Raw genomic sequence first — 25,778 nt, 5'->3', positions numbered from 1 at the left:
TTGAAGAATTGGCCGGTGAGGAAGAGCGATGGCACCCGGCGGGTCAAGGCCGGCGGGTCCGATGGCCCAAGAGCACCGAGGGCTGGAGCGAGGACCGGCTGTGGGTCCTCGGCGCGGTACGGCACTGGATGCTGGGCGTTGCCCACGGCTTCGAGGGGTGCCGGATGCGTACGGGAGAACTCGCACGCTGGTGTGAGCTGAAATCCGCCGGGACCATCACGACCTGGATCGGCAAGGGCGGAGTCTGGGGCGCGTCAGGTCTGCGGTACTGCGAGGAAGCGCGGTCGCGAACGGACTGCTCCCCCGAGTGCGACAGCGGATACGGGGACCTCGCCGAGCTGCGGCGCCGGTACGCCGGGGCGTTGCGGGGGAGCGACGAGCAGCAAAAAGCGGCCCGGCTGCGATCCCTACGACAGACGAAGATCCCCGCCGGGTACGTCCTCGGCGCGAAGGAGGTCGACCGCAGGCTGCCGGCCCTGGTGGAAGCCCAGGAAGGGGCGTTGCGATCCCTCGAAGCGGTGACCGTGAACGACTCCGAGTCGGGCGTCGACCGAGTGACGCTCGCCGAGGTCCGGGTCGAGCGGGCCGCCGAGACACAGGTGCTCAAGCACATCCGCCGACAGCTGGCCGGCACGGCACCGGGCCAGGCCGCGGCCCTCGTCGGTGAGCCCGGCGTCGGCAAGAGCTGTTCCCTGTGGGGAGTGCACCGGGCGCTGGCCGGGCAGAACGACATCTGCCCGGTCCTGCTGTCCGCGACCTCACTCCTCGACGGCGGGGGTCGAGCGGCGGACCTCCGTACGCGCGAACTGCCCGCACTTCTGGAGGTGTACCGCAGGCGGACCGCACAGGGCGCCACCGCCACGCGCCGGATCGTCCTGCTCCTCGACACCGCCGACCTGCTGCTCCACCGGCCCGAGACCGTGAACGACTTCGTCGAACTCCTCACCGTCCTGCGGTCCGGGCGGACCGCTGTCGCCCTGGCGTGCCGGGCCGGCGAAGCAGGTCTGCTCAAGGAGCGCCGGGACGCGGAACGCGAGTCCGGCGCCTACACCTCGATCCTGGCCGACATCCGCCTCGGCCTGTACGACGACGGCCCCCCGGCCGACCATCGGAACGGCTGGGCGCCCGGCTCCGAACTCGCCCGAGCGATCGACTCCTACGCCGGCGCGTACGTGTCCTCACGCAACGACCACGACGGCAGCCTCCCGGAGATGAAGCAGGCCCTGGCCGACGCCGCCGCCCGCGGCCTGCCCCTCGGAACCCTGATCCGCCACCCCCTCCACCTGCGCATGGTCTTCGACCTCTACGCCCCCCACGGTCCGAGTGGAGGCGACCTCGATGTGGCCGGCCTCTTCCGCGACCACTGGCGGTGGCGCGTCGACCACGACACACGGCACGCCGTGGCGCCTCCCGGCACGGACCCGGAGGACCAGGCCGAACCGCTGGGCCCGGCCGCCGCCGAACTCGGCCTGGCCACCCTGCGCGAAGGAACCATCGAGCTCCGCCGGGACACCTCCCGCGATCTCGTCGCCTCCCGCCTCGCCGTGTCCGAGACCAAGGCGGCCCGCTGGATCGGACTGCTGATCCGCCGGGGCGTCCTCAGCGAGCCCTTCGCGGGCCGGCTGCGTTTCCACCATCAGGCGATCGGCGAATACGCGGCAGGCAGGGGCCTCGCCGAAGCCCCCAGGGGACTCGGGGCAGCCGTGGGCCGCATCGCCGAGCACGCCCAGGATCTGTACCTGGCCGAGGTCGTACGACACGCCTTCCACCACTGCGACCGGGCGCAGGCACACAGGTCGAGCCGCTGGTACTCCCTGCTGGCTCCGCTGGCCAAGGCCTCCTCTCCGGTCGCGCGGGAGACGTTCGTCCACATCCTGGCCGGCCTGCGCAACGCCCCCACCGGAGCCCTCGCCGACATCGCCCCCCTCATCGAGGAGCCGGACAACGGCCGGGTGTTCGCCGAGCGGTACCTGAAGGTACTCAACGCCACCCATGAGCCGGCCGAGGGCATCTGGCCCCCACTGCTGCGGACGATCTGGGAAGCGGCCGACGGACCCGGGCGCCGGGAGGTCCTTCACACCCTGACGGTACGCATCCGGCAGCAGCGCTCCGTCGCGGCAGCCGTCCTCTGCGCCCTGCCCGCCGAGGAGCTGCCGCGACACGCCTTCGCACCCCACCTGACCATCCTCATGCGTCATCTGCACGAGGAAGGCGAGGCCGCCCCGCATGCTCCAGGGAGCGGGCGGCGGCAGCGGGACCCATGGGATCGACGGCACGGCCGGGGCGGACGGCGGCACACCGCCGTCACGCTCATGGACGACATGCTCGACGCCGCGTCGGGACAACGCGGCGCACCTCTGGAGCACGCCCTCGCCACCCTCGCCGATCTGGCCTCCGAATGGCCCGACTCGTACGGGGACCTCTGTCGAGACCTGCCGAAACGCCTCGCAGGAGTGCCGGGGAAGGTCCCCAAGGACATTGACAGGATCATCGCGAAGGCCGCGATGTGCTGGGCTGCCGCACAGGCCCACGAGCGCTCGGCCGAAACCTTCCACGCCCTTCGTACATGCCTCGACGAACTGGCGCGGGGGGACCTGCCCGTGGCCCGTCACCATGTCGTACTCCACGGTGTGGCCACCACCCTCTGCCATCCCCGAATCCGTGTCGCACCCTCGACCCTGCGCGGGGAGCTCGAGGTCGCCGCGGCCTCGGCGCCGAGCGACAACACCCGGAAGGCCATCGCCCGCTACCTCCTGCGTCCCCTGCTCATGGCCGGCGACACCACCGCGGGCCGTACGACTCGGGAGTGGTGCCGCGCCCGGACAACTCTCGACCGTGCACGACGGGACCCGCAGCCGCCCGCCACGGCGCTGGCGCTGACCGCCCTGGGAGTGGTCGGAGGCCAGAGACTCCCCGCCGAGGTGATCGCCGCTTCACTGCCCGACGATGCCCGGTCGGTGACGCCACGAGCCGCGACCCTCCGGCCATGGACCACGACTCCCTGGGACGTCGACCTGACGGTCGCCGCCGCAGCCGGCGGCCACCACCTCGCGACGCATGCCCTGGAGCATCTGATCGGTTTCGTCCCCGAGAAGGACGGGACGCCTCCCGGGACACCCGAGCCTCACGAGAGCGAGGACTGCTCGATGGAGGACGCCCCCGGCGCGGGCACGGACGAAGAGAACACGGCGGCGGCCCCCGCCGAGAAGGCCCCCGGGAAGCGCCGCCGCAGAGGAAGCCAACTGCGCAAGCGCCTCCCCGCACCACGCGAGGAGGCCATCGCCCGCGTGTCCGAAGCGCCGGCACTGCTCCTGCCCTGGCTGCTCCACGACGCGCAGCGCCGAAATGACACCGACGCCCTGATCGGCTTCGCCCGGGCCGGCGAGAGATCTCTGCCCGACGACCAGGCCGCACAGCTGCACCGGATGGCCACCTACCTGAGGGGACGGACGGACCAGCAGTCGACAGCGGCCGCGCACCGCCTGACCGCACGCATGATCAGCCGCGGCCTCACTCCTCCGGGCAGCTCGCACAGCGTGAAGGAGCAGCTGGAGGCACTGCGTACGAGCGCCGTCGCCCAGACCGAACTCCTTGAGGCGGTGACCCAGGCGCTGACCGCCGATCCCTTCCTCTGGGACCTGTCCACCGCCCGTACGATCCTGACTCCCGTCCTGGACGAACTGGTCGATCGTGCCTCGACCATGGCCGCCACCATCGCCCGCCCCCAACAAGGGCAGGAGGCCTACATGCGGAGCGGGAACGCCGCACACCTCCTGAGGGTCCGGCTCGCCGTCCTCGACGCCCGGGCGAAGCTCGCCTCCGGAGCAGTGGACATCGGCCTCAAGGACCTTCACGCGCTGGCCTTCGAGCGAGGAGACCTCTGTGTACCCGCCGGCCACGGCCTCGCGCGGCCGGGCAACGTCTGGCCCCACAGGTTCGAGACCGTGCCCCGCCTCTGTATCGACCTGCACGAGGCCGGTCGCCCCCACGACGCGGAACATCTCCTGGAGCTGGCCGTCACCGCCGCGACCGCGGAATCGGGCCCGTCCGCCCGCTGGCGGAGCCTCGCCTGGAACCCTTGGCGCCCCTACCTGCGCCTCCTGGTCGGCGAACGCGCCCACCTGTACGACCTGCTCATCGGCTACGGTCCCCGGGACCACCAGCTGGCCCGGCACCTGCTGGAAGTCGCGGGCCAGACGATGAGCAACATCTCGGAGGAACTGCACAGCCTTCTGGCGGACCCGGCATGGCCCGCCGAGCTCCGCGACGCGGCCCGCCGCACCGCGTCCTGGGCGGGCCGGGACGGCGCCAACCTGAGCTGGGAATCGATCTACGAGGACATCGAACAGGCCGCCGCAGTCTCAGCCGGTGGGCGGGGCCGAAGCGTGGCGCGTCTGCTGGATCAGGACGGAGGTGGCCCGTTCCAGGAGTGCGCAGAGTGAGGCGTGTTCGGCGGGCGTGAACGCGTCGGTGAGCGCGCGCTCAAGGACGACCACCTCCTGGTAGGCGCGGTCCCGCAGAGCCTGGCCCTCATCGGTGAGCGTGGCGATCTGCACCTTGGCGTGCACCGGGGACGTCTCGCGGCGGATGAGTCCCTTGGTCTCCATGTTGGTGAGCACGCTGCTCATGCTCTGCTGCGTCACCCCGCAGGAGCGGGCCAGTTGGGCGCCCGACATACCGCCTTCGCGCGAGAGGGTCAGCAGCACGGTGTACTGCGTCATGGTCAGCCCGTAGGTACGCAGTACTGCCTCGTGGTGGGCCATCAAGGCCTGCTCCGACCGCTTGATCCGGGTGCAGAGGTCGTTCTCGATCGGGGCTGCCACCACGTACTCCCACTCAATTAACAGGTTCATGGCTTGACTCAGGAACCTTATATGCCTACGTTTCTCGACTGTAAGGATACTGAGTCAGCACAGGGGGCTGTAAAAATGAAGGCCGTCGTTCTCGACACCGATGACCACTACCGGCTCGCCGAACTCGACGAGCCCGCCCCCGGCCCCGGCCAGGTGGCGATCCGCGTGGCCTACGCCGGGATCCAGTGGGGCGACACCATGGTCAGGAACGGCCACTTCGCCGTACCCCGCCCCTTCGTCCCGGGATTCGAGGCATCAGGGCACATCGTCGCGGTCGGCGAGGGTGTCGACGCACGCCGCGTCGGTGAGGCCGTCACCGCACTGACCACCTCGGGCGCCTGTGCCGAGGTGGTCCTGGCGTCCGCCGTCCTCGCATGCGGCACCGGTGCCATGCCGCTGAGGACAGCCGCGGGCCTCGGATGGGGCGCACCGACCGCCTACGACCTGATCAATACCGCCGCACACGTGCGGCCCGGCGAAAGCGTGCTGATCCACGGCGCCGCCGGCTCGGTCGGCACGCTCGCCGCCCAGTTCGCCCGACTGGCCGGAGCGGGCCGGATCACCGGTGTGGTCGGCACGGCCGACAGGGCCGCCTACGCCGCGCGGTTCGGGTACGACCGCCTCCTGCTCCGCCAGGAGTTTCCGGCCGAACTCGGCGACGAGAAGCCCGATGTCATCCTCGACCCGGTCGGCGGCCCCACCCGCGCCGCCGGCCTCCAGCGGCTCGCCGCGCACGGACGCCTGGTGGCATACGGCAACCTCGCCACCCACGACCCCGTCCTCGCCGACGCCACCGAACTCCTCATGGACGGCAGGTCACTGCTGACCTACAACAGCAACCTGCTGAGCCGGACCCACCCCGAGCGGCTCGCCGACAGCGCCCGCCGCGCACTCGCCCTTGTCGCCGACGGCACGGTCCGCGTCGACATCACCACCGAATACGCCCTGGAAGACCTCGCCACAGCCGTGCAGCACCTCACCGACGGCACCACCCACGGCAAAAGCATCCTCCGCGTCGCCTGACAACACACAGCGCCTCGACCGAGCGAGCCAGGTGGGCTGCCCTGATGGGTCGGTGCCGCTAGGTGGTCCTGGTGGGCACGGCGTGTTGGTAGAGGGCAACCAGCACGCCGTGCAGGGGCTGGTCCTCGGCGTTCTCCTCGGCCTCGTCGACCAGTCGGCCAAGGGTCTGGCCGAGTTCTGCTGCCTTCGCGGGGCTGAGGCGCAGGTGGCGCAGTGTCAGGTGAGTCTCGGCCGGAGAGCGGCCCAGCTCCTGGGCGACTGCGGCAAGCATCGCTGCGGTGCCCGCCGCCTGCGGTTCGGCGACGACCATGTGGCGGGCCGTGCGCTGGTAGTACTGCTCGGTGCCGCCGCGGACCTGGCGGGTCTCGGCGATGTGGACCAGCCCCGCTTCGCGGAGCACCTTGAGGTGATGGGCGACGTTGCCCTTCTTGGCGTCGAGCTGTGCCGCGAGCCGGCCGGCAGTGGCGGGCCGGTGCCCGAGGGCGAAGAGCAGCCTCTGGCGCAACGGGTGGGCGAGTGCGGCGAATTGCTCCGGCGCACCGATCTCCAGGACGTCCTCGGGAGGTGGTAGGTAAGGGGTCTGAGCATCACTCATACAGAAAGTGTCTAAATTCTTTGACGCTTACGCAAGAGTGGTGCTGTACTCCGTGCTGTGACGACTTCGACGAAGCTTGCGCCGGCCCCTGTCATCGACGAGACAGCACGGCTGATGACCGAGCACTATGTGTTCCCCGAGATAGCCGAACAGGTCGTCGACCTGCTGCGACGACGCCTCGCCGAGGGCGCCTACGACGCCGACAGCGCCGAGGAGCTCGCCGGTCTGGTCACCGCGGACCTGCAGTCCGTCAACGGCGACCGGCACCTGAGGCTGAAGCACCACACCGAGCCGGTGCCGCCGAAACAGGATGCGGCCACCCTGGAGGCCATGCGTCGGGACTTCGACACCTCGCTGGGCGGCGTTCCCCGGGTGCAGTTGCTCGACGGAGGCATCGCCGTACTGGAGCTGGCACCGATGCTGTTCCCGCTGGAATGGGCCGCCGAACCGCTGACGGCCGCGCTCACCCTGGCCTCCCGCGCCCAGGCGCTGATCCTGGACCTTCGCGCCAACCGCGGCGGCGACCCGGACACCGTCGCCTTCGCCTGCAGCTACCTCCTGGACCAGCGCACCCACCTCAACACCATGCTCTGGCGCAACGGCGAGCGCAGCGAGCAGTCCTGGAGCCTGCCGCACGTACCCGGCAGACGATTCGGTGGCAGCAAGCCCCTGTACGTCCTGTCCAGTCACACCACTTTCTCCGCCGCCGAAGAACTCGCCTACAACCTCCAGCAGCTCGGCCGCGCCACAGTCATCGGCGAACCCACCCGCGGCGGCGCACACCCGTGCAACGGCTGGACGGTGCACCCACACCTGGAAGCCACCATCCCCTTCGGCCGCGCGCTCAACCCCGTCAGCGGCACCAACTGGGAAGGCATCGGCGTGCAACCGGACATCCCGTGCCCCGCCGCCGACGCCCTCGACCGCGCACACGCACGGGCCCTCACCCGCCTCGGGGACTGACCGGGCCCACCGGTCCCCGCTGACGGGCGCCACCACACTGAACGCCCCGCCCCCTGCCCGCCCGACAGCCGACGCGGTCTGGGAAACCGTCTCGCCCGCCACCACAAGGGCGGGTACGTTCACCATGTGTGTCTCTACGCCGAGAAGCCCTACAAGCAGCACTATGTGTGCGTCCCGTGTCGTGTCGCGTTCAAGCGGCACCCCGGGCCCGACGAGCACCGATGCCCCAGGTGCTCCCAGCCCATGATCTGCGCCGGCCGTGACTTCGCGGCACCACGGCGCCGGGACGGCAAGGCGTGGACCGTCGTGGCAGCCGTACTGGACGCCGGCCTGCGTTACGAGGGCCGCGACACCTGCGGCTGCGGCAAGGACCCGACGTTTCGGCCACGTACCCGGGCCCAAGTGAGAGCACGTCGAATCGCAGCGGCACGAACCGGGACACCGCTGGCCGACATGCTGGGACGTGTGGATCCAGGGACTCCCGCTTGATCGCGCTCTGCCGCCCTGACAGCCCGGAGCGACCGAACCGTCAGGCTCGGGAGGCGTCGTCGGAGTCGGCTGCGAGCGTCTTGCCCGCCACTCCTGACCGGGCGACTCCGTCGACTGCCACACAGATGCCGAAGACACGGTCGTGACCGGTCCAACCATTGACACGGCCACGGTTGTTGCTGATCTGCACCCGCTTCCTGGCGAGGTCCACGGACGACACCAGGTGCAAGTAGACCGTCCCGGCGACACGGGCGAGAACGATGTCCCCGGCCTCCACCTTCGACGGGTCGACCGGGGCGACGACCACCTGCTGCCGACTGCGAATCAGCGGGACCATCGAAGAGCCGGTGGGGCGGAACGTCACGGTCGCCCCACCGGCTACCCTGCCCGCCACCGCATCCAATGCACCCATCCGCCGATCGTGGCAGATTCTTCCGGGACACCCCACCGATTTACGTCCGGTGCTCCACCAGCGAGGCGCATGCTGCCCGATGCGACACCCGCCGACCGCGTCGGAGCGAACCGTCAGCCGATGATGGCGACCGGGGCGTCCCAGGCGTTGCGGTCGACGGTGATCGTATAGCCGCCGCGGGTCTCCTTGCTGTTGGCCTTGTACTGGTGGGCGCGACTGTGGTCGGTGTACAGTTTCGGGTCCCACGGCCAGTCCTTGGTGGTGGTCTCCTGGCCGTTCCACAGGGCGTACCAGAGGTTGCCCGGCAGGTCCTTGCGGTCCTTGGCGGTGGCGATCGCCTTGGCGCTGGAGCTGCTGAAACCGTAGAGACCGGCCCGGTAGGTCTTGGCGCGCAGCGTCCTGGTGAAGGAACGCACGTAGGTCAGGGTCGCTTCGTTGCACGCCTTGTCGGCGATGTCGTAGGACTCCATGTTGAGGTAGATCGGGCTGCCGGCCTTCATGCCGAGAGCGGAGGCCTTGGCGACGGCGTCGTTGGCGTTGCTCACCCCGACGGAGGCCGCCGTGGCCGCGGTGAACCTCTCCTTGTTCCTGCTCTTCTGGCAGGGCGGCTGGGCGCCGACGTAGAGCGGGACGACTCGCCAGCCGAGCGTGTCGACCGACTTCACCCAGGACTTCGTGAGGTTGGGCTGGGCACAGCCGCGGTTCTTGCCGCCGACGTAGACCGCCACTCCGCTGTAGTAGCCGTCCTTCTTCCACGCCTTCATCGCGTTGAGCGAGGGCGCCGTACAGGCGTCGAACGCGCGACCGGTGTAGGTCTTCTGCGCCGGCCACGGCGTGGCCGCCATCGAGGTCTGCGCCGCGATCCCGGCACCGGCCACGACGACGACACCCGTGGTCGCCATGGCTGCGTAGCGGCCTCTCTTGGACAGTCTGTGCTTCGGCATTCCCCACCCATCCGAACAGTGACCCCGTGTTCCCGGAGCCCGTTCACCCTATCCGGCGGCAAACCGTCGTGATCAACCACGCCGAGCACCGCACACCGTTCGCGAAGCCCCGCCCCAACCGGCGCCACGTGTGCATGAGCGACGACGCACCGCGGCGGGCGTTCTACGGATTCATGCGGAGGCGGTGGCGGTGGCGGCGGACCACGGGGGAGTGGCTTTCGTACCGGCCTCCGCGAGCCCGACGGGAAGTCCTGGCAGTTCTGCCCCACCCGTCCTCTCCTTGCGTCGGCTCACCCGTAGCGATGTCAGTGGCGTGTGGTGGGATGGCGGGACTGCACTGTTGATCTTCCGGGAGCCCAGCATGACGTCCGCGTACCCGTCTCTGACCCATGCCTTGGCCGACGCTCTCTTCGATGTCCTGTGGTTCATCGAGGGAACCGACGACGATCAGATGGATCAGGACGACGCAGTCAAGGTTCTGGAGGGTGTCGCCCACGTGGTCAGCACCCTGCCGAGTGATCAGCAGCAGGGGCTGATCGCCCTGGTCGGCGAGATGGCATCCGCCGAGACCGACCCGGCACGCCGCAGCTTCTTGGAAGAGCTCCCGGAGGGCCTCGGGCTCATCACCGATGAGTCCTGAAGGAAGTCGGTCGCGTCGAGTCGCGGGGCCCCGGAGGTGTTGCGTGTGCTGCCCCACGGCGCGTACGTGGAGATCCTCGACGCGACCCACGCCCTCCTCCACGAGCGACCCCAGGCCTGGAGCGAGACCGTCGAGCCGTCCCCGAACGGCGTCCTGACGCGTAGCAACCCCTGCCTGCCCGAATCGGCACGGCACCTTCTCGATCACGCTCATGCCGACCATCCCGTTCGCCGACGTGGTCAACGACAGCCTGCCTGAGCGCGGGGACAGGGCGGCGGAGGTCGCCGACGGATCAGCCCTTGTCGCCGTCATACAGGAGGAGCCCGACGAGGACGCTTGGTTCCTCAACATCGCGGTCTGGTGGTGGACGGCCGGCCTCCTGGTCGTCGCGACGTCCGTGGTCGTCGGCTTCACGGGTTCGGTGCCGCCCACGAGGCTGTCGGGCAGTGGACAGGGTCGGCCGCGTCGTCGCAGGCGATAAGTCCGGCGACATGGGCGATCACCTCCGGGATACTGGTCGCCCATGGATGAGGTCGAGGTTGTCGTCGCCCATTCCGAGCGCGCGACGCTGCGCGTCGGTGATGTGTTCCTGAAGGTGGACGCCGATCAGGCGCGTATCGACGTCGAGGTCGAGGCGATGTCCCGCGCGCCGGTCCCGACTCCCGAGGTGCTGTGGCGCAAGCCACCCGTGCTCGCGATCGCCGCACTCCCAGGGACGACGCTCGGGCGCCTCGGCGGGCCGTCGACCGGGTCGCCGGCGGCGTGGGCCGCGGCGGGAGCCGCCATCCGCACGTTGCACGAAGCGCCGCTGCCGCCCTGGCCGGGTCGGGCCGGGCGGAGCAGCGTCGCGCTGGCGGCGGAACTCGACGCCGAGTGCGAATTGCTCGTGACGAAGGGTCTCCTGCCCGCCGACCTGGTCACCCGTAACCGCCGGGTCGCCCAGGCCGCCCTGCGACCGTGGACTCCGGCGTTCACGCACGGCGACCTGCAGATCTCTCACGTCTTCGTCGAAGGCGACGAGGTGACGGGCGTGATCGACTGGTCCGAGGCCGGCCGGGGTGACGCGCTGTACGACCTCGCCACCTTCACGCTCGGACACGAAAGCCGCCTCGACGACGTCCTCGTAGGCTATGGGACCGACATCGACCTCGACGTGATCCGTGCGTGGTGGTCGTTGCGCAGCCTGCTGGCAGTTCGCTGGCTGATCGAGCACGGGTTCGACCCCTTCGCGCCGGGCTGTGAGGTCGACGTGCTGAAATCCCGGATGTGAGGCCGTGCGGGCCAGTGCTACGAACGCGTGGTGGATGCCGTCAGTTCCTGGGCGCCACGGCCCGTGCGGGGATACTGCCGTGGTGCTGTTGACGTGGATCGCTGAGGTGGCGGACGAGCCTCTGGTACTGGAGCCGGCTGACCGTCGGGCGGAGTGGGATACCAACACCTGGTGCTTGAGCGCAGAGGGCGAGGACAGGAGGTCGTTGTCCGTCTCCGCGGTGGGGGCCGCCTTCGAGCGGACAGCCTCGGCCATCCAGCTTCGTGTCCGCGAGCTCGGTTTGCCCGGGGTGGCGACCTTCTACGTGTGGCATGACGAGCAGGCCGGTCAGCTCCGGTGCTCGACAGGATCGGTGCCGGCGGACGATCTGCCGTTCGGTGGAGCCTACGCACTTTCCGACCGCCTCGGGCCGGTCATCGAGGGGTTCCTGGCCGAAAGCGAGGCGGGCCGGGCGGACCCGGAGGCGGTTCCGCTCCTGGTCTGGGCGTTCAACGTCGGAGCAGTCTCACCCTGACCGGTTCTGCGTGTCCGCACGGACGAGGCGGCGGCTCTGGTCTGCGGCCGGGGGGCCGCCAAGACCTCGGCCCGCGGTCCGTGGAACGATCATGATCTGACGGCGCCCTTCAGGTGCCTGAGGGATCGGCGTGGTCCGGGTTCCGGCGAAGCGGGAGCAATTGGCTGAGAGCGATGAGGAGGAGCCCGGTGAACAGGAGGGCATTTCCGCCGAAGAAGCGGACGTCCCAGGAAACGCTCGGCAGGAACTGAAAGTACAAGAGGCTCTGCAGAAGCGCGGACGCGCCCGTGAGCAGGGCGCCAAGGCCTTGGAGCTTGGGCCTGGTGACGTGGCGACGCGCCGTGGGCACGATCCACCCCGTCCGCAGTGTCACGATTCCCAACACGATCGCCAGCAGTCCCAAGAACCCGCCCGCTCCCACTACCCATGCCATGGTGCCGCTCCGCCCCGATCGCCAGCGGGCCAGAGGCACGTTGCGCACGGCCCGAGGATGCCCACATTGTCACTGGACCTGGTGGTGCCTGACCATGCCGGTGCCAGGCAATCTCCGCGCATCTCCACTGCCGTCGATGCGCCGGCTGCTCAAGATCCGCCGGACAGTGTCCAGCGCTGGACCACCCGCGACGCTGCCCGGGATCGGGAAGCCGCACCTGGTCATCGGGCTCGGCGCCGAGGCCGCCCACGCGAGCTTCTCGGCGGCCACCAGGCCTCAGCACCGCTGCCTCGGCCCGGTGACCATGAGTCCCACCTGCCCGGCGAGCCAGTGCGCGTACGGCTCCCTCATCTGGCGTCCGTCGACGTCGACGCTGCGAACGTGGACGAGGACGGTGTGGTCATCGGCAGGCTCGGCGTACTCGCGGGTGCAGGCGTTGAGAGGGAGCGTCACCTCTGCGTGCTTCGACTCGCCGTGAAACCCCACGACGCAGACCCTGGCGGACGGTCTCAGTCGAAAAGGGCGACGACTCCGTTCACCCAGATGGCGAGGAACGCAAGGATCGCCACCAGGCATCCGACTCCGGCCAGGAAGCTGGCGAAGGAGCTTCGTTCGCCGACTTCCTTCTCACCGGACGGCACCGCGTCCCAGTCGACGGAGTGGCCCATCGCATCGGAGCAAGCCGCTCGTACCGAGGCCAGTTGCTCTCCGGCGAAGGCTGTCTGGGCAAGCGACTCACCGCCCTGCCAGGCGAGTGCCCGCATGCGCTGCACAGGTGTGCCGTACCTCGCCTCGAAAGCGGAGGTCTCGGCCGTGTCCCGGTCCTCTTCGAGATACATCCAGCGGCCCGCCTCGGCAGGCTCCCCGTACAGGCGGTACACCTCGGCCAGTCGTCGGCGAAGCATCAGGTCGTTCGGGAACGATGACACAAGCCCGCGCAGGCGCTGACGCGCGACGGGAACGCGACCGGCTGCGAGGTCCGCATCGACTCGGGCAAGGGTGTCACTCAGAGGCATTAACGAATGATCGATTATCGCGTTGACCTGCGTCTACCTGATTCTCCGCTCGGCGCCGGTGCCGTCTCGGCGGCATCTTGTCCACGTCATCTGTCCGGTGTTGATGCCGCAACCCTTCGACGGGTTCCGATCGTTTGAAATACCGTCGCCACCCCTTTGGGCGAGGTGACCGCATGGATGGAGGGGGCGTTGACCTCAGTATGAACAAGATCATCGCTGCGGTCGCCGCCGCCCTCCTCACCGCCGGGCTCTCTCCCGCCGCGGTCGCCGCCACCTCGGCCCCGTCCCCGACCGGGAACGCGCACATCCTGCTCACCGCGGACCGTACGCAGGGCGAGACCGAGAAGGTCGACATCGTGTGGCTCGACTGCCCGGGGCGGACCGAGGTGGGGCACCCGTACAAGGAGGACGCCTGCAAGGCACTCGACGCGGCCGACGGTGACTTCGACGCTCTGCGCGGCGAGCCCCAGGGCTTCTGCACCACCGAGTACGCCCCGGTGACCCTGACGGCCCGTGGCACCTACAAGGGCCGCACCATCGACTGGAGCAAGACCTACTCCAACAACTGCGAAGCCGTACGCGACACCGGGGCTGTCTTCTGGTTCTGATGGTGACCGCATGCGAAACGCCTCGCCAAGACTTTCTTGGCGAGGCGTTTCGCATGGGTGTCTTCGGCCCACGTGCGTGCTCTCGCACGTGCCGGTGTGCCGCGGTGCCACCGATGGACCGAGGGGGAGGAGTCCTAGTCGCCGGTCGTGCCGTCGAGCATCTCGCGCAGGATGTCCAGGTGCCCGTTGTGGCGAGCCGTTTCCTCGGTGAGGTGCAGGAGGATCCAGCGCAGGTCGACGTGGAGGCCGTTGCGGACGGGTCGCTTCGCCTTGTTGTCCAGGTCGTTCGCCGTGACCAGTTCGCGGTAGCGGGCGCTCTGTGCGGCGTACTCGTCGAGCAGCTGCGCGAGCGGGAAGTCGACGGCGATGCGCATCTCGCGGTCGGGGTCCTCGTCGGTCCAGGGGCCTTGGTCCTCCTCGCCGAGGAAGACCACCTGGAACCAGTAGTACTCGACCCAGCGGAGGTGGTTGATCAGTCCGCTCAGGGTCATCAGCGGAGATCCCGGCAGGAGGGCCCTGCGCGCGTTCTCCTCGGAGACGCCGTCGCACTTGGCGCGGGCGGTGTCTCGGGTGTAGTCGAGGAACGTGGTGAGCTGGCTGCGCTCGTCCCACGCGGTCGGTGTGTCGTCGATTCTTGTCATCGCGCCGAAGCGTCCCCGATCGACCCGACCGGTGTCGAGGGATTTACGAACGCCCTCGTGCTGCAGGCCTTGGGATGCACCCACTGACGCTCCATTAGGTACGTTCAGAGCGGGCCGAGTCGATTCGCGTACGGAACAAGCGGAGCGCTGTCGAGGACGTAGGCCTCATCGGTGCCGGTCTCGACTCCTCTTCTGCAGTCCCGCCTCGTCTCGCCCGCTCCGCTCCGATCCGGTTGAGTTCAATCGGCCGAGTCGGCAAGGTGCGCGCCGTCATCCTTCGCGACGGGCCCATCGCCGCCGAAGTGCCGGGCCGACTTGTCCTCCTGGGCGAGCCTGCGCAGGGCCAGCAGGGCGGGTTCGAGGAGGACCGATACCAGTACGGCCCGTTCGGCCTGGGCCAGCAGGCCGCGTTCGCCCCTCATCTGCTGCATGTCCACGTCGGCCATGCCGTCGGCGAGTCGGGCGTAGGGCAGCAGGCTGTGCCAGTCGATGTCCGAGCCCAGGCCGGCTAGCGCTGTCAGGACCTCCGCCAGGGTGTGAGCGGCGGGGTTGCCCTGGGACACCTCCCACCCCATCTCGGCGATCAGCCGGCGCGCGTCGCCCAGACCCGCGTGCTCCGGCGCCTCTGTGGACGGCTGGTTGCCAGCCTCCTCCTCGTTCGCGGCCGGTCGCACACCCAGCACGATCCCGAAGACCTGGTGCAGATCCTCCTGTTCGGCGGTGATCGCCTCCAGGATCTCCTTCGTCGCGCCGGTCGACAGGCCGCGGGTCCCGATCAGCGTGCGGATGAACCGAAGTCGGTGCACATGGTCTTCGCCGTACTCGGCCTGGTTGGACGCGGTGGCCCGCCCCGGCGGCAGGAGACCTTCGCGCAAGTAGTGCTTGATCAAGGGCACTTGTACGCCGGTGCGTCGACTGAGCTCGGAGACCTTCATGTGCCACTCTCTCTGCAATGGATAGCGGATAGCGCTATTATCCATTCTGTCGTCACGTCCATCCACCCGACCTCCTGGAGGGGGACTTCGTCGTGCCCACATTGCGCTGGACCACCCTGAACCCCGCGTCGCCGCAGGCGCCGGTACTCGTCATGGCGTCCCCTGGGACGAGGCCAAGCGCCGCCTCACCGAGAAGGCGCAGGCCGAGGCCGCCGACCGCGACGACCGAACTGCCTGACGCCCGACACCGCGCGGGCCCACGATTCAAAGGTTCCTCGCGTGGTGACCTGCCGGACTTGTGCCATGACCCGACAGGGCTCTGAGCGACCGTCTGCAGATGTGCACGACCTACCGAAAGGATTCTCCGTCCATGTTCGGCACACTCATGCTCATCGCCGTTCCCACCGTCCTGTTTCGGCTGCTCGGCGCGTTCGGCGTCGGACGGTTCGCGACCTGGCGAGTGTCCGTCGTGCACGGCCTCGCGGTCATGCTCGTCTTCACGGCGACAGCGCACTTCCTTCCGTCGGCCGTCGGCCCGATACCGGGGCGGCACGATCTGGTCGCGATGGTCCCGCCGTTCGTACCGTTCCCCGGTCTCGCGGTCTACGCGACGGGTGTCCTGGAACTCCTCGGTGCCGCAGGGCTCATCTGGCAGGTCACCCGGCGGTCGGCGGGATTCGGCCTTGCCGCACTGTTCCTCCTGATGCTCCCGGCCAACATCTACGCGGCCGTCGAGCAGATCCCGTTCAACGGGGAAGCGGCGACGCCGCTGTGGTTCAGAATCCCCGAGCAGATGGTCTTCATCGGCATCGCACTGTGGGCCTGCGCTCCGGTACGTACCGCGACCACCCGCCCCGCCGACGGAGCACCTGCCTGAGTTCTGTGGGGCGCCTCGCACGATCCGGGCCCCGGATCTCCCTGCAGACCGGCGAAGGCCTGCGGCTCTGTCGTGGAAGGGCGCGAGCAGGGGGCCTCCGGGGCCGGCGCTGTGCCCGGCTCGTCAGCTGGTGGCACTCCCGGGCCCGGACATCTACGCTCGGTGCGCGGGCGGCGGTGATCGCGCGGGACGGGTTCGGAGGGGAGTGCGCGATGCGCGCGGGGTGGATCAGGCTGTGGCAGTGGACGGCGTGCGGCGGCATCGGGCTGAGCCTGTACGCGGGCTGGTTGACGTTCGACGACTTCCGGGACCGTGCCGCCGGCGAGCGCGACATCAGCGCGGCATGCGATGGGCTCGTGTCCGGCGCAGCGGTGATGGATCTGCAGGGCGGGATGCTCCGCGCGAAGGCCGCCGATTCCCCCAGGAGCAGGCTCGACGCGGATGAGCTGCCCGGTTCCTGCACCGTCTACAAGGTGCCGGGCCCCGGCAGGACCACGAGCCTGTTCACGTTGACGGTGAGAGTCAGCGACACGTCCACGCCCCTGCACCGCATAGGCGACGACAGCACCCTCGAACCGTTTCGCGACAGTCACGACAGTCACGACACTCGGAAATCCGATGTCACCGCGATTGCCGACCGGCGCCCCGAAGCACGACCCATCGGCGACGGCACCCTGGGCCGGTACGGGGACTGGTACACCACCGTCCGCGCCGAGTGCGGACCCGGCAGCCGCGCCACGGCCCCGAAGCTTCTGAACGTCACGGCTCGTGCCGACTACGACGACATCTCCGCAGCGGACCGTGAGCGCCTGGCCCACATCGCCCGCTCGGCCGCCGAGGAGCTCACCGACCGGATCGGCTGCCGGAGCCACCTGCCCGCCCTGCCCGACCAGCAGTTGCCGTCCGTACCGTCCGAGCTGCGCCCCGCGCGGTCGACGGACGGTTCATGCCGCTGGTTCGCCCGACACGTCCAGGCACAAGGGCAGGGCCGACTGCCCGACCGCGCCCTTGCGACACCCGACCCCGACGCGTCCCCCGTCGAAAGCTGCCTTCTGGCGGTCAGCCCCGACCAGGTGGGTCGTATCGCCGACGGCCTGCCCGAGGACGAACACGACTCCGCGAGCAGTGCGCTCACCCACTCACCGTGGTGGCTGCGCACCGCCTCCTTCTTCGGGCCCGAGGCGCACACCGTGGGATACGACGGGCTCGGCACTGACGACAAGACCATCACAGCGGGAACGGCCGGACACGCGAGCGGCGCGTGGTGGGCCTCGTCCGTCTGCGACGGCAAACCGGCCCTGCACACCCTCAGCGCCGGCTACACCTATGACAACGTGCTCGGCGCCCGGACGCTGTCGGCCGTGTTCCGCGCGTACGTCGACGACATCACGAAGCGGCGCGGGTGCACCCACGTGACGTACCCGGCGGCCAAGGACTTCCGTGCCCCCTGAGGACCACCCCGCGGTGGGCACGCGTTCGGAACGACGGTCGGACAGACCGTCCCGCAGGTACGGGCGTGGGCGGTCCGTGCAGGCCCGGGCTGCCCGCCGACGCCGTCCGTCCGTCAGTGCAATCCGCCGTACGCGGCCATCACGATCTCCATACCGCGGTTGTCCTCCTGCCTCTCCCGATCGAGCATCTGGTTCATGACATAGGCCACGGTCATACGCGCGTCGGGATCGCTCGCAACCAGCGAACCGCCCCAGCCGCCCCAGCCGAAGGTGTTCCCGAACCCGGCGAAGCCCACCGTCCAGGACATCGGCGTCCGCAGGACGCGATCGTCGCCGCGGTACACCTCCTGCCACGCCGGCGAGCAACCCTGGGGCGACAGCAGCCGTACGCCGCCGACCTCGCCCCGGTTCGACAGCACGGACTGGACGAGGGCGACGGACCGGGCGTTCCCGAAACCGTTCACCGCGGGGAGCTCCGCACGGCGCCAAGCCACGGAGTTGGTGTCCTTGACCCGGATCGTGGCACCGGTGTTCTCCCGGCGCGAACCATCCGGTCCGAGCGGCGCGGCTGCGGCGTACTCGTCACTCAGTGACGGTGGCGGGATCAGCGGCGCGACACGGTGGTCGTGCTCGGCGGAGAGACCGATGTGGAAGTCCGCGCCGAGCGGCTCGGCCACCTCCGAGGCGAAGAACTCGCCGAGGCCGAGGCCGGTGACGCGGCGGACGATCTCGCCGACAAGGAACCCGAAGGTGAGCGCGTGATATCCGGCGGCCGTTCCCGGTTCCCACTCGGGCGCCTGCGCGGCCAGCTCCGTCGTCACCCTCTCCCAGTCGTACAGGTCCTCGACCGCCGCCGGCCCCGACACATCGGGCAGCCCCGCGGTATGCGACAGCACGTGCCGCACCAGCACGCCTTCCTTGCCTGCCGCCGCGAACTCCGGCCAGTAGGCGGCGACCGGCGCGGACAGGTCGAGTCGGCCGCGATCGGCCAGGACCAGTGCACACAGGGCGGTCATGTTCTTGGTCGTCGAGTTCACGCCGGTGAGGGTGTCGCGCTCCCACCTGACGGAACGGTCCGCATCGGCGTACCCGCCCCAGATGTCGACCACCGGCTCGCCGTCCAGGTAGACGGCGGCCGAAGCGCCTACATCGTCCTTGCCGAGCGAAGCCGCGAGTGCCTCACGGACTGCGGCGAACCGCGGATCACAAAAACCCTCAATATCACTCATGGGAGTAATCCTCGGGTGATGTCGGGGCTTTCCGCCCAACAATTCCAGCACCGGTTCTATCGGGTGGGGTGCGGCCAAGTCTTCTCTGATCGAGGAAGACGGCCTGGCGGCCGCGGGGACGGACCGTCGGTCGATCGGACCTGTCTCTGCCTGGGGAACAATCCTGGGGAGCGACCCCTCGGGCGCACGAGTCGAGCATGTGTGTCACGACGGCCCGGCCGATGCCCGAGAGCGTAGCGTCGATGGCCGCGAGGGCGCCCGTGCGCGGTGAGCGACTGCGATGTGGGCTTGGGCTCCGCATGGGCTTGGGTGAGAGGGCTCTGGCCGCTGCCGCTGCGGGAGCCGCTGCGCCTGAGGCCGGTCGGCAGGGCGGACGCGCGTACCTGCGTACCCGCGGCAGAAGCACAGGACGGAAGGACGGATACGCGTGCTGGAGCGGATGAATCAGGCACTGGACTACTTGGAGGCCCGCCTCGACCAAGAGGTCGACATGGCCGACGTGGCCCGGATCGCCGCGGTGTCGGAGTACCACTTCCGGCGACTGTTCTCCGCGCTCGCCGGCATGCCGCTCCCTGTCTATGTACGGCGTCGTCGGATGACGCTCGCAGGGGCCGAGGTGCTGGCCGGGGAGCTGACGCTGCTCGATGTCGCGGTGCGGTACGGGTACGGCTCGGGCGAAGCGTTCGCCCGTGCGTTCCGGTCGGTGCACGGCATCGGTCCGGGCGAGGCCCGGCGTACGGGGGCGGTGCTCACGGCGCAGCCGCGCATGTCGTTCCGCGTCGTCGTCGAAGGGAGTACGGCCATGCGGTACCGAATCGTGGAGAAGGAGCCTTTCCGGGTCGTCGGCAGGAAGGCCCGGGTCCCCCTCGTGCACGACGGGATCAACGCGGCTGCCGAGGCACACCTGGAGAGCCTGGACACGCGGGCGATCGTACGGATGAAGGAGCTGTCCGACCGGGAGCCGGAGGGGATTCTGTCGGCGGTGGTGCACCTGACCGACAGCCGGGAGGACGGCGCCGAGGTCGACTACTGGATCGGCGCGGCCACGGGTTTCGAAGCGGCCGCCGAGGAGCGCGACGCCCGCGACGCGCTCGAGCTCGCGCTCGAGCTCGAGCCGGTGCCCGAGTCCTCGGCCGTGCTCGAGTCCCTCGACGTACCGGCCGGGACCTGGGCGGTCTTCGACAATCACGGGCCGTATCCGGGCGCCCTCCAGGAGCTGTGGCGGGACGTGTTCACGCACTGGTTCCCCTCGAACCCGTATGTGAGCCGTCCGGGTCCGGAGCTCCTGTTGACGCAGCCGGTGGAAAGCGGCGCGGAGACGGACTCTCAGCTGTGGGTCCCGGTCGAACGGCGCCGTGGGAGCGTCGAAGCGTGAAACACCACCGGTACCAGGAACGTCCCCACCGGCAAACGCAGGAGGGGCCCGGGTCCGGCCGCTGTCGACCGGGGCACTCGTCGAGCAGGAGAAGGCGTATGCATGCGCGCATCCGAGGCCGCCGCCCAGGCTCGTGCCGAGGCGACTTCGCCATCGGTGCGGGACGAGGAAAGGGTCCAGTACCTCGACACGCCCGAGGCCGCAGCTCGGTCGGGTGGCACGGACGTCGGCCTGGCCTCCAGGACTTCCTGACGTGGCTGTACGGATACGGCTCCTGCGCTAGCCTCGGGTTGTAGCCGACCACCGGAGGATCCGATGGCCCATCTCACCTTCGACGGTGCCGAGCAGCGCGAGCTGCGTGAAGCCGCTCGCGCGGAGTTCCTGGGGAACCCGGCTCTCGCATACGTCCTGGAGTCCCTGGCCGCAGAGGGAATCGACCTCGACACGTGCCGGGACTGGGACGACATCCGGGCCGACAAGGGCCTGCCCGAGAAGAGCGACGAGGCCCCGCACGTTGCCTAGGCACCCCCGTCATGGTCGGCGGCCCCGGATCGTGTTCATCGAGCCGGCTGAGACCCAGGTCCGTGTCCTGACCGCTGACCAGACCGTGCGCCTGGACTCGGCGTTGAACGCGATCGCCGTCGACCCGGCCGACGTGAAGGCCCACGCCACGGCTTCCGCGCTGCGTGACTACGAACACGACGGGGTCCGAGTGATCTTCTACGCGACCGCTCTCGGGAGCATCCTGATCGTCACGTACGTGGAAGCCGACTGACGCCGACACGCTCACGTTTGCGACGACCGGTCCGCGTTCACGTGCGAGGCCCGGTCCCCGCCATTCACCCAGCAGCCCCGGGCGCGCGACAGACCGAAGGACGCGGCAGCCCGAACACCCGGGCGGCCGAGCGGCGTACGGCATCGGGGCGGCGCGCCCAACGGGAGCGCCGCTCCGTGCCGACGCGTGCTTACGCGGTGCCTTCGGCGGAACCTTCTTCGAGGCCCTCGGTGGAGAAGTCGCCCTCGCCGAGGCCCTCGTCCGGCATCATGGCGCCGAAGAAGCCGCCCATGAGCTCCTCCAGGTCCAGCTCGGTGGCTCCGGCCGGGGCCACCGGCTTGATGCCCCCGCTCATCTTCAGCGAGAGACCGAACTTCGTGACCTTAGCGTTCTCGGTGAGCTTGGCGAGGTCGACGTACACCTCGGTCAGCTCACCGTTCTTGAGGGTGAAGTCGGCCGTGGTCGTGACGTTCGGGACCTCCTTGAGGTCCTTGTCCGTCGGCAGCTCCACGCCGGGCGGCAGATCCTTCGTGAGCGGACGGATCTCGCCGATCAGTTCCGAGAGCAGACTGCGGAAGGGCGCCGTGGCGGTGATGTGCTCCGTGCCGTCCTCGCCCCCGGCGGTCTTGAAATCGACCTCACGGGCGATGACCTTGCGGAGGGCGTCCGTGAGCTTCTTCTGGGTCTTGGCGTCCAGCGAAGGCTCCGGCGCCGGCTTGGCGTCCGGCTTGGCGCCCGGCTCCTGGGCCATCTCCCGGCCGGTCTTCTCCAGCTCCTTGGTGTTGAACTTGACCCACTCGCCCTCCAGCGCCTTCTTGAGGCCCTTGGCCTCCTCGGGCAGCTCGTCGGCGGGCGGCAGGGGAGCGTCCATCGCCTTGGCGAGGGTCGCGATGTCCGAGCGGACATAGGTGTAGTCGCCGACGACCCGGTACTCGACGAGGTCGCCGTCAGGGGTGCTGACCTTCATGGCCACCCCGACGAAGTCCTTCTCGTCGGACTCGTCGATCGGCTTCTTGGACTCCACCGTGAAGCTGATCTTCGCGCCGCTGATCAGCTCCGCGGCGTCGTCGGGGATCGCCTCGCCCGGCTCCGGGTCCGCCTCGGCGTCCAGCAGCTTGAGGGTCTTGGCATCGACGTCCAGGTCCAGCTCGAAGGAGATCGACTTCTCCTTGCCCAGCTTCTCGAAGGCCTGGTCCAGCTTCTTCCCGGCGGAGAGCTGCTCAACGGTGCCGCAGGCGGCCGAACCCACCAGGACGGCGCCGACGACTGCAGTGGCGGTGAGGGTCTTGCGTATGGCGGTGATGATCTTCTCCTCGTAGGTGCGATCACTGTGTGACCGATCAAGGAGACTCGCGATCACTTCGGATGGTTGTACTGCTGTACGGATTTCTCCGGCATTCCTTCGAACAGCGGGAAGCGCCTGTCACCGGTCGGCGCCGGGACCTCTCCTCCCCTCCGTGTCAGTGCCGGGTGACAGGCTTGAGGGGTGCTGATCAAGGGATATGACGACGGCCCGCTGGTTGCGGGAGAGCCACTGACGACTCGCCCGGGTTTCTGGTCGAACCACCTCATGGCGATATGCGACGACGGGGCCGGGCCTCCGGTCCCGGAGTGGTTCGGAGATGACGGAGCTGATGCCGACGCCATGTCCGAGGTCCTCTTCGACCCGGGACACTGGCCGGTGTTCCGGGTACCCACAGCCGAGGGGCCCGGGGTCGTCGTGGTGTACCGCAACCAGCCCGGCGACTACGGCATCGACTACCTCCTGACCCCTTCCGGCCGGAGTTCCACAGAACAGCTCACCGACTGGGAAGGGGACCTGGCGGAGAACGGCCTGACGTGGCACGAACTGGTTCGGCTCGCGGACACACCCGTACCGGAGGCCGAAGGCGCCACAGATCCTGCCGTCCGACTCCTCCTTGTCCTGCCCCTCCTGAACGACCTGGACCTGCCAGAGGCGGCACCAGCAAGACTCGGTGCGGCGCTGGCGGCGACGGGATCCCCCCAAGGCACGGTCACGCACACGGCGGAGAGCCTCCTCACCCACCTGATGGGGCGATCAGGCCACGATGCCGACTGGGGTTCGCCGCTGAGTGGTGGTCACTCGTGAGGAGCATCAGATCCCACCTGCCCAGCGAGCTGGCCACCATGCGGAGGACGACGAGCACCAGCAGGTGCCACAGCGTGCCCCGCAGGATTCGGCGGTGGAACCTCGTCCGCCAGGACCGTGCGGCCCTCGGCGCGTATCCGGCCCAGCCCGTCGGGGGTGAAGGTGACCTGCTCGCGCGGGAGGTCGAGGACCAGTCCGATGTCCTCGACGGACAGGACGGCCCCGCTCCTGCCCCGGAGCACCGGGAGGGAGGAAATGGAGGTCGACATGGGCATGATCGTGGAGCGGGGCGCCGTCCCGGTCAGCAGTGACTGAGCGTTGCGCGCCCGCAGGGCTGCCCAGCCCTCGCAGGGCGGTACTCGGCGCTCGTGCCGGCGACGGTGCGAAGCTCCAGGCGATTCAGGGCTACGGGTAGCGCGATCTCGCCGTAATGGCTACTGACCGGTCCCGGCGCGGGAGATCGCGGGGAAGGCAAGGGCCGTGTCGAAGTAGTACTTGCGGATCAGTGGGCCGAAGCTGTTCGGGTCGTTGGCGAGGAGCATGAGCTTGATGTGCGCGACGGCGTCCGCGTGAGTGAGCGCGGAAACCTTCGTGGCGGTGTCGCCTACGGTCTTCTTGGTCGTCCACGTCAGTCGGGCCTCTGCCGCGGCACTGACGTCGGGGTCGAAGGCCAGGAAGAAGGGGCGTCCACCGGGGCCGCCGTCGTTGCCGGTGGCGAGGAGCACGATCACGTGGAACCCGGCTCCGTCGGGTCGGATGAACAGGCTCTTGGGCCCGCCGACGTGGTCGGTCGGGCCCTTGACGGTCACGGCGCGGTCGGCGTGCAGGCGCTGGCTGATCGCGGTCCACTTGGCCGTGATGTCCCCGGCCGCCGACAGGTCCGCGGGGTCGAACAGCCCCCCTGCTCCGGGCGAGAGGACGGTCCCTACGCGCGCGCCGCGGGCCTCACAGAGCTTGTCCCGCATGCCGTCGAACATCGTGTTGGTCGGCAGCTGTAACCAGAAGGTGACGCGCTCGAGGACGGTTCCCGTGCCCGGCGCGGGATTGTTGTCGATCGCGGTCCCGATCCGGGCCCGCAACGACGCGACCGTCGGGTTGGTCACGTCCGCTTGCTGAAGGTACGCCTGCGTCACCATGTAAAGATCCGCCCATCCGGCCCCGTTGCTCCCACTATGGCGTACGGGACGCGCTATCGGTGGAGCAATCGGAGAAGAACAGCCAGCGGTGCCGGCGGCTCAGGCGTGCAGTCGAAGGGGCTTCACTTGGCAGTTGTATGACGCTTCGTCACGAGTACGCAGAAGTTGAGCCGGGACCTGAGTCCGGACCGCTCGGAACGGCCCGGTTCCGCGACTCGCACGCCCGGGAGCCGTCAGAGCCGCGGCAGGCGGTCTTCAGCGGTGGGGGAGCGTCGCTCCTCAAGCCAGAAGAGATAGACGCGGAGGTGCGCGGCCAGATCGCTGTCGAGGTAGGCGGCGTACTCCAGGGCAGCCGCGGCCACACCCTGCCCCGCCTTCGCGTCGTCGGCCTCCCAGTCCGCTCGCCGGTCTGCCAGGTACTCCCTGATCCGTCCTCGGTCGCGCCACCATTCCCGGACCGCTTCCGGCGTCCAGTGGGTGTCGCCATCACAGCCGTAGCCGCAGAAGGCCTCGGCTTCTGCGGCGTCGACCAGCTGCCGAAGCTCCTGCGGTGTCCCGGGCTGCCGGTACACGTACTCGGTGAAGTGGTCGGCCTCGTAGAGCACGAGCCCGGGGGCGTGGATGCGGCCCGTGCCGCAGTTGTCCGTGTCGGCCCCGTAGAACGGTCCGGGCACGTTGAGCCACTTCCGCTCCGACCACCGCCCCAGGAACGCTCTGCGCGCATCGTCGAGCAGCGGCACCGGGTCGAAGTAGAGATCCACGGCAGAAGGTTAAGGGTTGTCCCGTAACTGATCTTCGGCAGCACGAGAGTGGCTGGCCGGGATCGCATCCCAGGTTCCCTCGGGGGAGGCACTGACCTCGGTTCACCTCTGTGACCGCACGACGCAGCAGCGGGTAGCAGGCGCCTCCTCCCGACCACGTGCGGACCTCCCGACCTGGGGAGATGAACAGGGCCCCTGTTATCGTGCGCCGATGTCAACGATCAAGCAGTTCCAAGTGACCTTCGACTGCGCGGAGCCCGCGCGCCTCGCCTCCTTCTGGTGCGAGGTGCTGGGGTACGTCGTCCCGACGGTCCCGGAGGGCTTTGCCACGTGGGAGGAGTACCACCACTCGCTGCCGCCCGAGGACGAGGTCTACTTCGCGTGCGCCGATCCCTCGGGTGTGGGCCCGCGCGTACTCTTCCAGCGAGTTCCCGAAGGCAAGGTCGTCAAGAACCGGGTGCATCTCGATGTGCGGGTCGGCACAGGGCTTGTGGGTGAGGAGCGCCTGGCCACACTCGAGGCCGAATGCGCACGGCTGATGGCGCTCGGCGCGAAACACGTGCTGACGCAGCGCGCCGATGCCGACAACGAGTCGTGCATCACGATGCAGGACATCGAGGGCAACGAGTTCTGCCTCGGCTGACTCTTCTCCGAGGCTGCGAGGTGGGAACCCGTCTCCGGCCTTGGGGAGCATCGGGGCAGCCGATAGCGGCTGCCCCGATGCTCCC

The 25,778-nt window shown here is 69.3% G+C and carries 28 protein-coding genes; 15 read left to right on the top strand and 13 right to left on the bottom strand.

What is annotated here, in order from left to right; all coding sequences use genetic code 11:
- The first annotated feature begins 8 nt into the window (after positions 1-8).
- Entirely contained in the window at positions 9-4,442 is a 4,434-nt protein-coding gene (locus IE311_RS26615; RefSeq protein WP_189834359.1) for a hypothetical protein, read from the top strand.
- Here the strand turns inward: IE311_RS26615 and IE311_RS26610 are convergent.
- The gene (locus IE311_RS26610) at positions 4,362-4,853 is read right to left on the bottom strand and encodes a MarR family winged helix-turn-helix transcriptional regulator (RefSeq protein ID WP_189834358.1); all 492 of its coding nucleotides are present in this window, start codon (positions 4,851-4,853) and stop codon (positions 4,362-4,364) included. The two genes, IE311_RS26615 and IE311_RS26610, sit on opposite strands and share 81 nt — an antisense overlap.
- A gap of 75 nt (positions 4,854-4,928) precedes the next feature.
- Here IE311_RS26610 and IE311_RS26605 point away from each other — a divergent pair, with 75 nt between their 5' ends.
- Entirely contained in the window at positions 4,929-5,876 is a 948-nt protein-coding gene (locus IE311_RS26605; RefSeq protein WP_189834357.1) for a quinone oxidoreductase family protein, read from the top strand.
- A gap of 58 nt (positions 5,877-5,934) precedes the next feature.
- Here IE311_RS26605 and IE311_RS26600 read toward each other — a convergent pair whose 3' ends face one another.
- Positions 5,935-6,471 carry an ArsR/SmtB family transcription factor gene (locus tag IE311_RS26600; RefSeq protein ID WP_189834356.1) on the bottom strand — a complete coding sequence of 179 codons (537 nt, stop codon included), beginning with the start codon at positions 6,469-6,471 and terminating at the stop codon, positions 5,935-5,937.
- Between the two features lie 57 nt (positions 6,472-6,528).
- Here IE311_RS26600 and IE311_RS26595 point away from each other — a divergent pair, with 57 nt between their 5' ends.
- Positions 6,529-7,434 (top strand): S41 family peptidase, encoded by a 906-nt coding sequence (locus IE311_RS26595; RefSeq protein ID WP_189834355.1) that lies wholly within the window; start codon positions 6,529-6,531, stop codon positions 7,432-7,434.
- Positions 7,435-7,963: 529 nt separating this feature from the next.
- Here the strand turns inward: IE311_RS26595 and IE311_RS26590 are convergent.
- Together IE311_RS26590 and IE311_RS26585 are read right to left on the bottom strand one after the other, a co-directional pair.
- A complete protein-coding gene (locus tag IE311_RS26590; RefSeq protein ID WP_189834354.1) occupies positions 7,964-8,335 on the bottom strand; it encodes a S24 family peptidase in 372 nt (123 codons plus the stop codon).
- Positions 8,336-8,448: 113 nt separating this feature from the next.
- A complete protein-coding gene (locus tag IE311_RS26585; protein ID WP_189834353.1) occupies positions 8,449-9,279 on the bottom strand; it encodes a glycoside hydrolase domain-containing protein in 831 nt (276 codons plus the stop codon).
- Positions 9,280-9,640: 361 nt separating this feature from the next.
- Here IE311_RS26585 and IE311_RS26580 point away from each other — a divergent pair, with 361 nt between their 5' ends.
- The 4 genes from IE311_RS26580 to IE311_RS26565 all read left to right on the top strand — a co-directional run bounded on the left by IE311_RS26580 (position 9,641) and on the right by IE311_RS26565 (position 11,703).
- Entirely contained in the window at positions 9,641-9,919 is a 279-nt protein-coding gene (locus IE311_RS26580; protein WP_189834352.1) for a hypothetical protein, read from the top strand.
- Between the two features lie 211 nt (positions 9,920-10,130).
- Entirely contained in the window at positions 10,131-10,400 is a 270-nt protein-coding gene (locus IE311_RS26575; RefSeq protein WP_189834351.1) for a hypothetical protein, read from the top strand.
- 42 nt (positions 10,401-10,442) lie between these two features.
- Positions 10,443-11,189, top strand: coding sequence for a phosphotransferase family protein (locus tag IE311_RS26570; protein ID WP_189834350.1), 747 nt, complete (start codon positions 10,443-10,445; stop codon positions 11,187-11,189).
- A 79-nt stretch (positions 11,190-11,268) separates the two neighbouring features.
- Positions 11,269-11,703 (top strand): hypothetical protein, encoded by a 435-nt coding sequence (locus IE311_RS26565; RefSeq protein WP_229902178.1) that lies wholly within the window; start codon positions 11,269-11,271, stop codon positions 11,701-11,703.
- Between the two features lie 109 nt (positions 11,704-11,812).
- Here the strand turns inward: IE311_RS26565 and IE311_RS26560 are convergent, their stop codons facing one another.
- The 3 genes from IE311_RS26560 to IE311_RS26550 all read right to left on the bottom strand — a co-directional run bounded on the left by IE311_RS26560 (position 11,813) and on the right by IE311_RS26550 (position 13,152).
- A complete protein-coding gene (locus IE311_RS26560; protein ID WP_229902177.1) occupies positions 11,813-12,184 on the bottom strand; it encodes a hypothetical protein in 372 nt (123 codons plus the stop codon).
- A gap of 228 nt (positions 12,185-12,412) precedes the next feature.
- A complete protein-coding gene (locus IE311_RS26555; protein WP_189834349.1) occupies positions 12,413-12,589 on the bottom strand; it encodes a hypothetical protein in 177 nt (58 codons plus the stop codon).
- A gap of 56 nt (positions 12,590-12,645) precedes the next feature.
- Positions 12,646-13,152: a DUF6584 family protein gene (locus IE311_RS26550; protein ID WP_189834348.1), complete on the bottom strand. Its 507-nt coding sequence runs from the start codon at positions 13,150-13,152 to the stop codon at positions 12,646-12,648.
- 200 nt (positions 13,153-13,352) lie between these two features.
- Between IE311_RS26550 and IE311_RS26545 the strand changes: the two genes are divergently transcribed.
- The gene (locus IE311_RS26545; RefSeq protein ID WP_189834347.1) at positions 13,353-13,760 is read left to right on the top strand and encodes an SSI family serine proteinase inhibitor; all 408 of its coding nucleotides are present in this window, start codon (positions 13,353-13,355) and stop codon (positions 13,758-13,760) included.
- 134 nt (positions 13,761-13,894) lie between these two features.
- On the opposite strand, the gene IE311_RS26540 is transcribed toward IE311_RS26545, so the two are convergent.
- Entirely contained in the window at positions 13,895-14,401 is a 507-nt protein-coding gene (locus IE311_RS26540; protein WP_189834346.1) for a DinB family protein, read from the bottom strand.
- Between the two features lie 239 nt (positions 14,402-14,640).
- Positions 14,641-15,336, bottom strand: coding sequence for a MerR family transcriptional regulator (locus IE311_RS26535; RefSeq protein ID WP_189834345.1), 696 nt, complete (start codon positions 15,334-15,336; stop codon positions 14,641-14,643).
- Between the two features lie 370 nt (positions 15,337-15,706).
- On the opposite strand from IE311_RS26535, the gene IE311_RS26530 reads away from it, so the two are divergent.
- Together IE311_RS26530 and IE311_RS26525 are read left to right on the top strand one after the other, a co-directional pair.
- Positions 15,707-16,213: a DoxX family protein gene (locus IE311_RS26530; protein ID WP_189834344.1), complete on the top strand. Its 507-nt coding sequence runs from the start codon at positions 15,707-15,709 to the stop codon at positions 16,211-16,213.
- 212 nt (positions 16,214-16,425) lie between these two features.
- Entirely contained in the window at positions 16,426-17,664 is a 1,239-nt protein-coding gene (locus tag IE311_RS26525) for a hypothetical protein (protein WP_189834343.1), read from the top strand.
- Positions 17,665-17,777: 113 nt separating this feature from the next.
- Here the strand turns inward: IE311_RS26525 and IE311_RS26520 are convergent, their stop codons facing one another.
- Complete coding sequence (locus IE311_RS26520) at positions 17,778-18,893, bottom strand: serine hydrolase domain-containing protein (protein WP_189834342.1); 1,116 nt, start codon at positions 18,891-18,893, stop codon at positions 17,778-17,780.
- A gap of 427 nt (positions 18,894-19,320) precedes the next feature.
- Here IE311_RS26520 and IE311_RS26515 point away from each other — a divergent pair, with 427 nt between their 5' ends.
- The 3 genes from IE311_RS26515 (at position 19,321) to IE311_RS26505 (ending at position 21,043) form a co-directional block, all read left to right on the top strand.
- Entirely contained in the window at positions 19,321-20,268 is a 948-nt protein-coding gene (locus tag IE311_RS26515) for an AraC family transcriptional regulator (RefSeq protein ID WP_189834341.1), read from the top strand.
- A 315-nt stretch (positions 20,269-20,583) separates the two neighbouring features.
- Positions 20,584-20,790 carry a hypothetical protein gene (locus tag IE311_RS26510; protein ID WP_189834340.1) on the top strand — a complete coding sequence of 69 codons (207 nt, stop codon included), beginning with the start codon at positions 20,584-20,586 and terminating at the stop codon, positions 20,788-20,790.
- A 31-nt stretch (positions 20,791-20,821) separates the two neighbouring features.
- Entirely contained in the window at positions 20,822-21,043 is a 222-nt protein-coding gene (locus tag IE311_RS26505) for a hypothetical protein (RefSeq protein WP_229902176.1), read from the top strand.
- Positions 21,044-21,233: 190 nt separating this feature from the next.
- Here the strand turns inward: IE311_RS26505 and IE311_RS26500 are convergent, their stop codons facing one another.
- Entirely contained in the window at positions 21,234-22,400 is a 1,167-nt protein-coding gene (locus tag IE311_RS26500; RefSeq protein ID WP_373313980.1) for a hypothetical protein, read from the bottom strand.
- A 129-nt stretch (positions 22,401-22,529) separates the two neighbouring features.
- Between IE311_RS26500 and IE311_RS26495 the strand changes: the two genes are divergently transcribed.
- Complete coding sequence (locus tag IE311_RS26495; RefSeq protein ID WP_189834338.1) at positions 22,530-23,153, top strand: hypothetical protein; 624 nt, start codon at positions 22,530-22,532, stop codon at positions 23,151-23,153.
- Positions 23,154-23,587: 434 nt separating this feature from the next.
- Here the strand turns inward: IE311_RS26495 and IE311_RS26490 are convergent, their stop codons facing one another.
- Positions 23,588-24,256, bottom strand: a complete 669-nt coding sequence (locus IE311_RS26490) for a hypothetical protein (RefSeq protein ID WP_189834337.1) — start codon at positions 24,254-24,256, stop codon at positions 23,588-23,590.
- 266 nt (positions 24,257-24,522) lie between these two features.
- Positions 24,523-25,050, bottom strand: coding sequence for a ferredoxin (locus IE311_RS26485; RefSeq protein ID WP_189834336.1), 528 nt, complete (start codon positions 25,048-25,050; stop codon positions 24,523-24,525).
- Positions 25,051-25,261: 211 nt separating this feature from the next.
- On the opposite strand from IE311_RS26485, the gene IE311_RS26480 reads away from it, so the two are divergent.
- On the top strand, positions 25,262-25,693 hold the full coding sequence (locus tag IE311_RS26480; RefSeq protein WP_189834335.1) for a VOC family protein: 432 nt from the start codon (positions 25,262-25,264) through the stop codon (positions 25,691-25,693).
- Positions 25,694-25,778: the final 85 nt, after the last annotated feature.

The organism is Streptomyces zaomyceticus (assembly GCF_014656215.1).
Taxonomy (GTDB): Bacteria; Actinomycetota; Actinomycetes; order Streptomycetales; family Streptomycetaceae; genus Streptomyces; species Streptomyces zaomyceticus.
The sequence above is the reverse complement of the archived record's forward strand: the minus strand, read 5'-3'. Positions and strand labels throughout refer to the sequence as shown.